At 64.6% G+C, this 11631-nt stretch carries 9 protein-coding genes and 1 riboswitch; of the genes, 8 read left to right on the plus strand and 1 reads right to left on the minus strand.

Annotated elements, in window-relative coordinates; translation table 11 throughout:
* The 8 genes from ACIQ3Q_RS21405 to ACIQ3Q_RS21440 all read left to right on the plus strand — a co-directional run.
* Nucleotides 1–405 (plus strand): type I restriction enzyme endonuclease domain-containing protein (locus ACIQ3Q_RS21405; RefSeq protein WP_396271263.1); only part of this gene is annotated, 405 nt, incomplete at its 5' end.
* A 229-nt stretch (nucleotides 406–634) separates the two neighbouring features.
* Entirely contained in the window at nucleotides 635–4198 is a 3564-nt protein-coding gene (gene dnaE / locus ACIQ3Q_RS21410) for a DNA polymerase III subunit alpha (RefSeq protein ID WP_396271264.1), read from the plus strand.
* A gap of 93 nt (nucleotides 4199–4291) precedes the next feature.
* A riboswitch (TPP riboswitch) is annotated at nucleotides 4292–4405 on the plus strand.
* 103 nt (nucleotides 4406–4508) lie between these two features.
* Complete coding sequence (thiC, locus tag ACIQ3Q_RS21415) at nucleotides 4509–6401, plus strand: phosphomethylpyrimidine synthase ThiC (RefSeq protein ID WP_396271265.1); 1893 nt, start codon at nucleotides 4509–4511, stop codon at nucleotides 6399–6401.
* A gap of 2 nt (nucleotides 6402–6403) precedes the next feature.
* Nucleotides 6404–7570: an FAD-dependent oxidoreductase gene (locus ACIQ3Q_RS21420; RefSeq protein WP_396271266.1), complete on the plus strand. Its 1167-nt coding sequence runs from the start codon at nucleotides 6404–6406 to the stop codon at nucleotides 7568–7570.
* A complete protein-coding gene (thiS, locus tag ACIQ3Q_RS21425; RefSeq protein ID WP_396271267.1) occupies nucleotides 7567–7803 on the plus strand; it encodes a sulfur carrier protein ThiS in 237 nt (78 codons plus the stop codon). Before ACIQ3Q_RS21420 ends, thiS begins: the two co-directional genes overlap by 4 nt.
* A 2-nt stretch (nucleotides 7804–7805) precedes the next feature.
* A complete protein-coding gene (locus ACIQ3Q_RS21430; protein WP_396271268.1) occupies nucleotides 7806–8621 on the plus strand; it encodes a thiazole synthase in 816 nt (271 codons plus the stop codon).
* On the plus strand, nucleotides 8621–10240 hold the full coding sequence (locus ACIQ3Q_RS21435; RefSeq protein ID WP_396271269.1) for a bifunctional hydroxymethylpyrimidine kinase/phosphomethylpyrimidine kinase: 1620 nt from the start codon (nucleotides 8621–8623) through the stop codon (nucleotides 10238–10240). The genes ACIQ3Q_RS21430 and ACIQ3Q_RS21435 overlap by 1 nt, the downstream gene beginning before the upstream one ends.
* Before the next feature lie 145 nt (nucleotides 10241–10385).
* Nucleotides 10386–10949, plus strand: coding sequence for a hypothetical protein (locus tag ACIQ3Q_RS21440; RefSeq protein WP_396271270.1), 564 nt, complete (start codon nucleotides 10386–10388; stop codon nucleotides 10947–10949).
* On the opposite strand, the gene ACIQ3Q_RS21445 is transcribed toward ACIQ3Q_RS21440, so the two are convergent.
* Entirely contained in the window at nucleotides 10950–11378 is a 429-nt protein-coding gene (locus tag ACIQ3Q_RS21445; RefSeq protein ID WP_396271271.1) for a CBS domain-containing protein, read from the minus strand.
* Nucleotides 11379–11631 lie beyond the last annotated feature (253 nt).

Raw genomic sequence — 11631 nt, forward strand, 5'->3', positions numbered from 1 at the left:
CGGTCTGCAGACACCGAAACTCTCGGTAGCAAGGCCCGCAATGGCTCAAATGGCCTCACGCCACCACGTCAAACTGCGTCGAGCACAGCTGACTGTGCTTTGTGCAGACCTTCCTTAGGTTTAGGCCCAGACGAGATCGCCTTCTATGACGCACTGGCCAACAATGAAAGCGCGGTGCGTGAGTTGGGCGACGACGTGCTGAAAAAAATCGCGGTCGAGATCACCGAGAAGCTGCGGGCCAGCACCACGGTCGATTGGCAGGTGCGTGAGAGTGTGCGCGCCAAGCTACGAATCTTGGTGCGACGTTGCCTGCAGAAGTGGAAGTACCCACCTGACAAGCAAGCCTCTGCAGTGGAAGAGGTGCTTAAGCAAGCAGAGACGCTGGCTGACGGTTGGTCAAGCTAACAAGGGACACAAGCGCGCCTCGAAAGTGACAAGTGCGACATCAAGCCACTGCAAAGTCTGTGGTGACCGACCCAGCAAGCTTTGCAACGACTTGCCTGACTTCCATTCGCCATTGGGCGCAGATGCCTGAAGCAGCACCATCGAGCAAATCAGCGAGAATCGGCCCCCGTTTTCCGCTTTCCAGGCGTTGCAGCTAAGGCTTGCGCCGCCCCGCGCTTCACCCCACCCGATGCCCTTCGTCCACCTCCGCACCCACACCGAGTTCTCTGTTGTTGACGGCACCCTGCGCATCGACGATGCGGCAGCGGGGGCCAAAGCCGATGGGCAGGTGGCGCTGGGCATCTCAGACCTCGCCAATCTGTTTGGCGCGGTCAAGTTTTACAAGGCCTGCCGGGGCAAGGGCGTCAAGCCGCTGATCGGGGCGGACTGCTGGATAGAGCCCGTGCCGGACGCGTCTGACAAGACGGCCAGTCGCCTGCTCTTGATCGTCCAGAACGTGGACGGCTATCACAACCTCAGCGAGCTTTTGGCGCGCGCCTGGACGGCCAATGTGCAGAAGGCGCAGGCCTGGATACGCTGGAGCGACCTGCGCGAGCTGGGCCATGGGCTGATTGCGCTCTCTGGCGCAGAACACGGCCTGGTGGGCCAAGCCCTGCTGGCCGGCGACACCGCCCGTGCCGCGCAAGGGGCGCGCATGATTGCGGAGATCTTTCCGCAGCGCTTTTACCTAGAGATCCAACGTGGCGGCCTGCCCCAGCATGAACCGCTGGTGCGCGCCACCGTGCCGCTGGCCGCCGAGCTGCAACTGCCGCTGGTGGCCACCCACCCAGTGCAGTTCAACGAGCCGGACGACTTTGACGCCCACGAAGCCCGCGTCTGCGTGGCCGAGGGCGAAACCCTGACCAACCCCAAGCGCATCAAACGCTTTGGCCGCGAGCAGTACTTCAAAAAGCAGGCCGAGATGGAGGCGCTGTTTGCCGACCTGCCCTCGGCCGTGGCCAACACGCTGAAGATTGCCGAGCGCTGCAGCCTGACCCTGGTGCTGGGCAAGCCTCAACTGCCCAACTTCCCCACGCCGCTGCTGGAGAACGGCCAGCCCATGCCGATGGAGGAGTTCTTCCGGCAGGAGTCTTACGCGGGTTTGGGAGGGCGGCTCAAACACCTCTACCCGGATGTGGCCAAGCGCGACGCCGAGCGCCCGCGCTATGTGGAGCGGCTGGAGTTTGAGCTGAACACCATCATCAAGATGGGCTTCCCCGGCTACTTCTTGATCGTGTCGGACTTCATCAAGTGGGCCAAAGAAAACGGCTGCCCGGTGGGCCCGGGTCGGGGCTCGGGTGCGGGCTCGCTGGTGGCCTATGCGCTGCTGATCACCGACCTGGACCCGCTGCAGTACAACCTGCTGTTCGAGCGCTTCTTGAACCCGGAGCGGGTGTCCATGCCCGACTTCGACATTGACTTCTGCCAGGCCAATCGCGACCGGGTCATTGATTACGTTAAAGACAAGTACGGCCGTCAAGCGGTGAGCCAGATTGCCACCTTCGGCACCATGGCGGCCAAGGCGGCACTGCGCGATATCGGCCGGGTGCTGGGCATGGGCTTTGGCCATGTGGACAGCATTGCCAAGCTGATCCCTGCCCCGCCGGGCAAGACGGTGACGCTGGCCAAAGTGCCCGAGAAGCCGGACGACAAGCTGATTTACGCCCGCCTGGAGGCGCCGGAGCTGGAGCAGCGTGAGGCTGCTGAAGAAGAAGTGGCCGAGCTGCTCTCACTGGCCGCACGCGTGGAAGGCATGGTGCGCAACATCGGCATGCACGCCGGGGGCGTGTTGATTGCGCCGGGCAAGATCACCGATTTTTGCCCGCTCTACCAGCAGCCGGGCAGCGACTCGGCGGTGAGCCAGTTCGACAAAGACGACGTCGAGGCCATTGGCCTGGTGAAGTTCGACTTTTTGGGCTTGGCCACGCTGACCATCTTGGAAGTGGCCAAGGAGTTCATCACCAGCCGCTACCCCGAGCGCAAGGACTTTGCCTACGAGAACATTCCGCTGGACGATGCGGCGGTCTACAAGTTGTTCTCAGACGGCCTGACCGAAGCCGTGTTCCAGTTTGAATCGCGCGGCATGCAGGGCATGTTGCGCGACGCCAAGCCCAGCCGCCTGGAAGACCTGATTGCGCTGAACGCGCTGTACCGGCCGGGGCCGATGGACCTGATCCCCAGCTTTGTGGCGCGCAAGCACGGCCGCGAGACCGTGGAGTACCCGCACCCCATGGTGGAGTGGGTGCTCTCTGAGACCTACGGGATCATGGTCTACCAAGAGCAGGTGATGCAGACCGCGCAGGTGCTGGGCGGCTACAGCCTGGGCGGCGCCGACATGCTGCGCCGGGCCATGGGCAAGAAGAAGGCCGAGGAGATGGCCGAGCACCGCGAGATCTTCCGCAAGGGAGCAGCGGTCAACCAGATCAGCCAAGACAAGGCCGACGAGATCTTCGACCTGATGGAGAAGTTCGCGGGCTACGGCTTCAACAAGTCGCACGCTGCGGCTTACTCCCTGCTGGCCTATCACACCGGCTGGCTCAAGGTGCACTTCACGGCCGAGTTCTTCGCGGCCAATATGACGATTGAAATCAGCGACACCGACAAGCTGCGGGTGTTGCTGAACGACGCGACCAAGAACTTCAAGATCGAGTTCGAGCCACCCAACGTCAACCGGGGCCGCTATCGCTTTGAGCCCATGCCCGGTGCCGAAGGCCGCAAGAAGATCCGCTATGGCCTGGGCGCCATCAAGGGCACGGGCCAGGGCGCCATTGAAGCCATCGTCGCTGCGCGTGAGGCCGACGGCGCCTTCAAGAGCTTGTTTGATTTTTGCCGCCGATGCGACAAGAGCAAGGTCAACAAACGTGTGGTTGATGCGCTGATCAAAGCCGGCGCGTTTGACGAGCTGCACCCCGACCGGGCGCAGACCCTGGCCAGCATTGGCCTGGCCTTTGAGTGGGCCGAAACCCAGGCTGCCAACGCCAACCAAGGCGGGCTGTTTGACATGCTGGAAGACAGCCACGGCTCGGCCGCGCAAGAGCCGCCGCTGGTGGCCGCCGAGCCCTTCAGCGTGCGCGAAAAGCTCTCGCTCGAAAAGACCGCCGTCGGTTTCTACCTCTCTGGCCATTTGTTTGACCAAGACGAGGCCGAGGTGCGCAAGTTCGCCCCGCTGCGCGTGGCTGATTTGATCGACTCACGCGACCCGCAACTGCTGGCGGGCATCGTCAGTGAGATGCGCGTCATCAACGGCCAGCGCGGCCGCGTCGGCATCTTCAAGGTGGACGACAACAGCGAGCCCATCGAAGCCGTGGCCAACGAGAGCACCTTGGATGCCCACAAAGACCAGCTCAAGGAAGACGAGTTGGTCATCATCCAAGGCAAGGTGCAGCCCGACCGCTTCAGCGGCGGTCTGCGCCTGAACGTGCAGCAAGTGTGGGACCTGGCCGGCGCCCGCGCCCGCTTTGGCCGCCACCTGGCCGTCAAGCTGATGTGCCCGCGCGGCAACGTGGCCCAAGGCTTGGCGATGGCCCAACAACTGCGCGAGCTGGTGGCCAGCAGCCCCGCCAAGGTGGAAGAGACCGAAGAAGGCCGCCTGACCCAAGGCCTGCCCGTGCGCCTGAGCGTGGAGCGCTCTGACGCGGTGGCCGAGATTGACCTGGGCGAGCAAGGCCGCATCTGGCCCAGCGACGACGCCCTGGCCCGTTGGAAGACCGTGGCCTTTGAGGGCAAGGCGAAGATTGTGTACGGCGGCGGCTGAGCAGGCTCACTGACCGCCCTGGTGCGCAGATGCTGGGCTCAAGGCTATTCGAAACAGGGGTATTCAGCCTTCCCTCAAATTGCGATTACACTCGCCCCCGCTCCGGGGTGTGCCTCACGTTTGATCGTGTTGGCGCTGAGATGGAAATCCAAACCCGCTGAACTTGATCCGGCTCATACCGGCGAAAGAAGAGCTGTTCCTGACGCGAGACCTTCCCCCCAAGCTGGGCCGGTGCATCTCGCGGCGCCGATGAGATCGGCCCAGGCACCCCTCGGAGCATGTGTTGCCACTGCCTCCCTGGGAGATGCCCATGAATGCCCCTGATCCTTCCGCTTCGGCTGCCGCGCTGCGAGCCATTGACGAACTCACTCGCCTGACCAGAGAGCCCCTGCCCGGCTCCCGCAAAGTCTATGTGGAGGGCCGCCACAGCGGCGTCCGCGTGCCCATGCGCGAGGTGCACCTCAGCAATGGCGAGCGGGTGACCTTGTACGACAGCTCCGGCCCCTACACCGACCCTGAGGTCTGCATTGATGTGCGCCAGGGTCTGCCACCCGTGCGCGAAGCAACCGTGCTCGCCCGAGGCGACACCGAAGGCTACGAAGGCCGCCGCCTACAAGCCGTGGATGACGGCCTGATGCCTGATGAACGCCATGACGCCAGGATGACCGCGCTGCGCGCCGCTGCGGCAGGCCTGCAGCGCAAGCCTCGTCGGGCCAAGCCTGGTCACAACGTGACCCAGATGCACTATGCACGCCGCGGCCTGATCACCGACGAGATGGAGTTTGTGGCCCTGCGGGAGAACCAGCGCCGCCGGGACCTGGCCGAGGACTGGCGTGCCAAGTACGGCCAGGATGCCGAGCGAGAAGCTCGCCTGCGCGGCAACCCGTTGGGGGCTCAGATCCCCCGAGAAATCACGCCTGAGTTCGTGCGCGACGAAGTGGCCCGTGGCCGGGCCGTGATCCCGGCCAACATCAACCACACCGAGTTGGAGCCCATGGCCATTGGGCGCAACTTCCTGGTCAAGGTGAACGCCAACATCGGCAACAGCGCGGTGACCTCATCGATTGAGGAGGAGGTGGAGAAGCTGGTGTGGTCCATCCGTTGGGGCAGCGACACTGTGATGGACCTGTCTACCGGCAAACACATCCACACCACGCGTGACTGGATCGTGCGCAACAGCCCGGTGCCCATCGGCACGGTGCCCATCTACCAGGCCTTGGAGAAAGTGGGCGGAGTGGCCGAAGACCTGAGCTGGCGGATCTTCAGAGACACGCTGATCGAGCAGGCAGAGCAAGGTGTCGACTACTTCACCATCCACGCCGGGCTGCTGCTGTCACACATTCCGATGACCGCCCATCGTCGAACGGGCATCGTCTCGCGCGGGGGCTCGATCTTGGCCAAGTGGTGCATCGCCCACCACCAAGAGAACTTTCTCTACACGCACTTCGATGAGATCTGCGAGATCATGAAGGCCTATGACGTGAGCTTCTCGCTGGGCGATGGGCTGCGCCCCGGCAGCTTGAGCGATGCCAACGACGAAGCGCAGTTTGCCGAGCTGAGAACCCTGGGCGAACTCACCCAAAAAGCCTGGTCGCATGATGTGCAAACCATGGTGGAAGGCCCAGGCCATGTACCCATGCACCTGATCCAGGCCAATATGGATGAGCAGCTCCGCCACTGCCATGAGGCACCCTTCTACACCTTGGGGCCACTCACCATCGACGTGGCCCCGGGCTATGACCACATCGCCTCGGCCATCGGTGCGGCCATGATCGGCTGGATGGGAACGGCCATGCTCTGTTATGTGACCCCCAAGGAGCACCTTGGCCTGCCCAACCGCGACGATGTGAAGCAGGGCCTCATTGCCTACAAGATTGCCGCCCATGCGGCAGACGTCGCCAAAGGCCACCCGGGAGCCCGCGCTCGCGACGATGCCCTCTCAGAAGCACGCTTCGACTTCCGTTGGCAAGACCAGTTCAACCTGGGTCTGGACCCAGAAACGGCGCGCGACTTCCACGACGAAACGCTGCCCAAAGATGCGGCCAAGGTGGCGCACTTCTGTTCCATGTGCGGGCCAAAGTTCTGCTCCATGAAGATCACGCAAGAGGTGCGTGAGTTCGCCGCACAGGGCATGGCCAGCAAGTCCGAGGAGTTCAAGGCCGTCGGCAGCCAGCTCTACATTCCGATCACACCCAAGGGGTGATCATGCGGGAACGTCAAGCAGAGCGCAGTGCTCCACTGCGCATCGGCATCGCGGGGGCCGGGCTGCTGGGGCGGCTGCTGGCCTGGACCTTGGCGCAAGCCGGGCACCAGGTCAGCGTGTTCGACCCGGCACCCGGCCCGAACCCTGGCTTCAACGGCCAGGGCGCTGCGGGCTTTTCGGCAGCGGGCATGTTGAGCCCACTGGCCGAACTGGAGACCACCGACCCCGATGTCGCAGAGCGCGGCTGGTATTCGATCGCCCGCTGGCTCGCGTTGAGCCACGCCTTGCAGGCCAGGCCCGATGAAACGCCGCTCTGTGTGCAGCGCGGCAGCTTGATGGTGGCGCACAGCGCTGATGTCGGGGCTGCGCAGCGTGTGCTGCAACGCCTGAGCGGGGTTCAGCATCGCCACCATGGCCAAGCCGGCGCTGAGCTGCGGCAGCCCGAACGCATCAGCCCCGCGCAATTGCAAGCCCTTGAGCCTTGCCTGCACAGCAGCAGCGGCCCGCTGCACGCCTGGCGGCTACACGACGAGGCCCATATCGACACGGTCTTGATGCTGCAAAGGCTGCTCGATACAGCCCTTGATGTGACCTGGCACTGGGCATCCACCGTCGAGCGCATCGAGCCTCATCGCATGGCCGTGTCCAACTGCTGCGCCCACCATCTGCAGGACTATGACTGGGTGCTCGACGTGCGGGGCGTCGGCGCCAGGCCAGCGACGGCTGTACGCGGGGTTCGCGGCGAGTTGGTGTGGCTGCAGGCTCCTGGCCTGGGCTTGCAAAGGCCGGTGCGGCTGATGCATCCACGCCATCGCGTCTACATCGTGCCGCGCTCGGCGGACGTCGTGTTGGTTGGGGCCAGTGAGATTGAAAGCGAAGACCGCTCACCGGTGTCGCTGCGCTCTGCCGTGGAGCTCATGGCCGCGGCACAAAGCGTGATCCCAGGCTTGGCCGAAGCCCGTATCTTGCGACTGGACCGCAACCTGCGCCCCGCCCTGCCGGACCACCGGCCCGAGATCCACGTTGAACCCGGCTTGATTCGCCTCAACGGGCTCTACCGCCATGGCTGGTTGCTGGCGCCTTCTTTGGTGGACGAAGCCTTGGCGCGCGCAGGCCTGTGTGCTGCGCCGCTGAGCGCTGCCGCACCTCAACATCCACTGCGCTCATGAGCAAGATTTCTCCTTCATTCATCACCATCCGCACGGATCAGGGGCCGAGAGCCATCCCCCGAGACAGCCCTCTGGACGAGGCTGTGACCTTGCTGCTGGCAGACCAGCCCAGCGCAAGCACGCAAGTGGCCACCGCGGTCAATGGTGAGTTCGTGGCCCGCCATGCACGCGCCGACCATCGCCTGAAAGACGGCGATGTCGTGCAGATTTTTTCAGTCATCACCGGAGGATGAGCATGCATACACCCGATCTTGACGATGGCTGGCAGATCGGCGGCGTCCGCTTACACAGCCGCTTTTTGCTGGGCACGGCCAGCTACCCGTCGCCGCACATCCTGAGCCAAGCCATTGAAGCCTCGGGCACGCAGGTCTTGACCCTGGGCTTGAAGCGCACGCTGGGGGCACCCCACGGCGCCGATAACGGCTTTATTGAGATCATTCAGGCAGCGGCCCAGGCCCGCGGCGCCCATCTCTTGCCCAATACGGCGGGCTGCCGCAGCGCGCGTGATGCCGTTCACCTGGCCCATATGGCCCGTGAGCTGCTGGGCACACATTGGATCAAGCTGGAGGTGATTGGCGACGAGCACACGCTGCAGCCAGACCCCTTTGAGTTGGTGGACGCGGCCCGTCAGCTCGTCAACGCGGGCTTCGAGGTGCTGCCTTACTGCACAGACGATTTGGTCTGCGCTCAACGCTTGGTGGATGCCGGCTGCCGCATCCTGATGCCCTGGGCCGCGCCGATTGGCTCGGGCCTGGGCCTGCTCAACCCCTGGGCCTTGCGCGCGCTGCGCCACCGTCTGCCAGGGGTCACGCTGATTGTGGACGCTGGTCTCGGTGCGCCCTCTCATGCGACCAAGGCGATGGAGCTGGGCATGGATGCTGTGCTGCTGAACTCCGCTGTAGCCCTGGCCACTGACCCGGTGCTGATGGCCCGGGCCTTTGCCCACGCGGTGAGCGCAGGTCGGGCCGGATTCAAGGCCGGTCTGATGCCCACCAGCGACGTGGCGGTGGCCACCACGCCCGTGGGCGGACAACCCTTTGTGCTGCTGTGATGAGAACAGATCAAACGCTTCCCATCGTCTGGAGCATCTCCGGGCACGACAGCGGTGGCGGTGCCGGCTTGAGCGCCGACCAGCGCGCCGCTGAGGCCATGGGCGTTCATCTGTGCCCGGTGCTGAGTTGCGTCACAGCCCAGAACTCTTTGGGTGTGCAAGCACTTCACCCCGTGCCGCTTGAACAGTTGGAAGCTCAGCTCTGTGCTCTGGCCGAGGACATGCCCCCCAACGCCATCAAGACCGGCTTGCTGGCCAGCACAGCCGCCATCAGCTTGGTGGCGCGTTGGGTCAGCAAGCTGCGTGAACGCAAGCCCAGGCTGCCCTTGGTGGTGGACCCGGTGTTGGGTGCCACCGCGGGCGGGGCGGCCTTCAGTGATGAGGCCATCCTGGAGGCTTATCGCGGCCAATTACTGCCTTTGGCGACCTTGGTCACCCCCAATCAGGCCGAGGCACGTCGCCTCTTGGAACGATCGGCCGCCCATGGTGGCGGGGCGAGCCAGGCACCACAGTGGGCGGCCGATCTGCGAGGACTTGGAGCCGCCAGCGCGGTCATCACCGGAGGCGATGACCAGAACCCCGACTGGGCGCTGGACTGGTTGGACACCCCTCCGCATGCGCAGGGGTGGCTGAGCCTGCCGCGCATCCCCACGCCTCACCACCATGGCAGCGGCTGCACCTTTGCCACGGCCGCCGCCGCTGCCCTGGCGCTCGGCCACGTGGCTGCCGACGCCGTCGTGTTGGCCAAGATGCTGACGGCCCAGGCCCTGAGCCATGCATCTGCCGCAGGCCAGGGTGCAGGGCCGGTGCGCGCCAGCCCTGGCCAGCCTCTGGGGCCCATCCCTCTCTTGGGTTTGGGGCAGGCCCTGCCTTGGCAAGTCAGCCACAGCCAGGGCGCGCATCGTCCGCTGTTCATGCCCTTCGAGACGCCCCACGATGGCCTCTACGGCATCTTGGCTGACAGCCAGCAGCTTTTGGCCGCCCGTCGGGCAGGGCTGAGCTGCCTGCAACTGCGCTACAAGTCGGGCCCCAAGCTGCTGGACCACATCGCCGCGAGCGTGTCCGCCAGCGCGCAGCCCGGCACGCAGTTGTTCATCAATGACCATTGGCAGCAGGTGTTGGCCCTGAAGGGTCTGCACGCGGCAAGACCCGGAAAGTGGGGACTGCACCTGGGGCAGGAAGACCTCTTGGCGTTGGATGAGGCCGCGAGAGCGCATTTGCTCAGCGCCCGACATCACCTCATGCTGGGCGTGAGCTCTCATAGTGTGTGGGAGCTGGCCCGGGCTGCAGGTTGCGGCGCCAGCCTGATTGCCTGTGGCCCAGTTCAGGCCACCACCACCAAAGACATGCCGTGGAGGCCGCAAGGCGAACACAACCTACGCTGGTGGGTGGCTCACAGCCCCGCGCCCGTGGTGGCCATCGGCGGCATTCTGGAGGCGGCAGATGTGCAGCGCTTTGCAGCTTGCGGCCCTGCCGCCGTGGGTGTGGTGCGCGGCCTGGGGAATACCGAGGCCGACATGAGGCAGAGGCTGCCGCCCCTGCGCGACGCGTTTGCACAGGCACAGCGGCACTTGCATGCAGCACCCCATGCTGTGTTCTTGCCGCAACCGGTCTTGTAGCTCAGCATGCTCTCTAGATACCTGGCCGCGTGCAACACAGGCCGCGACACCGGGCTGCGTGCGGCGCCCCCAGCAGCGCGGTAACCTGAGGTAAAGCTCAAGCGCGGCGGACAACCGGGCCGCACGGCCCGCCGTTGCAGGCTGCATGAACACATGCACCTCTGCCCCGCTGCGCTTCTTCGCCGCCCTTGGCGCCACCGCCACCGCCTTGCTGGCACAGCCCGCACAGGCCCTGGATGTGGGCGTGTCCATCGGCATCAGCCAGCCCGGCGTGCACGGCCGCATCGACATTGGCCGCTACCCGGCCCCCGTCTTGGTGCAGCCAAGGCCGGTGGCCATCTACGCGCCACCGCCCACGGTGCAGCCCATCTACATGTGGGTGCCGCCCGGCCACCAACGCCGCTGGAGCCGCCATTGCGCGGCCTATGGTGCCTGCGGCGTGCCGGTCTACTTTGTGCAAGACCAGTGGTACCAGCAGCACGTGCATCGCCCCTACAGGCCCGCACCGGTCTACCAGCCTGCGCCACCGCCACCGCCCCGCTATGAGCCGCGCTACGAGCACGAACCCCGTCGCTACGAGCCCGATATGCGCCGCTATGACGAGCGGCCGGATGGCCGAGGCGCGCCCCGCTATGAAGAGAGGCGAGGCTATGAGCAAGGCCACGGCCACGGCCATGGACGTGGCCGCGGTGGCCACGGGCCGGCGTAATCAGGATGTGATGTAGGACTCCAACTGCGCAATGGTCTGCTCGTGCTCTTCGAGCAGGTCGTCCATGATGTCCCGGATGGAGATCATGCCCGTCACCTTGCCGGCGTCCACCACCGGAAGGTGGCGGATCCTCTTCTCGCGCATGGTTTGCATGCAGACTCGGGTGCCGGTTTGGGGTGTCACAACCAGCACGTTGCGGGTCATGATGTCGCTCACCAAAGTGTCTTTAGAACTCTTATTCTGCAAAGCCACTTTGCGGGTGTAGTCGCGCTCTGAAATCACCCCCACAAGCTGATCGCCCTGCATCACCACCAAAGCGCCCACCTCATGCTGGGCCAGCACCTGCAAGGCATGGAACACGGTGTCTTCGGGCTTGACGCTGCATACAGGCAAAGCGCGTTTGGCCAACAGTACGGAAACAGGTTTCATGGCTAGCCTTTGTAAAACCGCTTCTGGAAGGCCTGCGCCCCCGCGCGGGGTAGAGAACAAATGTGAACGTGCCGGTTCAGGTGGTGTCCCGGTGAACTTTGCCCGGTTACAGGCCTAGTTCCCTCCCCCGAAGATTACCGCAAATGGCCTTGTTTTCGGTATGCGAAGCGCAGATAGAGCACAGAGGTGGCCAAGGTCTGAATCGCCTGGAGCATGCCGCGCACTCCCACATCTGAGAGCCGCATGTCCCCGT

It is taken from the genome of Ideonella sp., from assembly GCF_044358605.1.
Lineage (GTDB): Bacteria > Pseudomonadota > Gammaproteobacteria > Burkholderiales > Burkholderiaceae_C > Ideonella.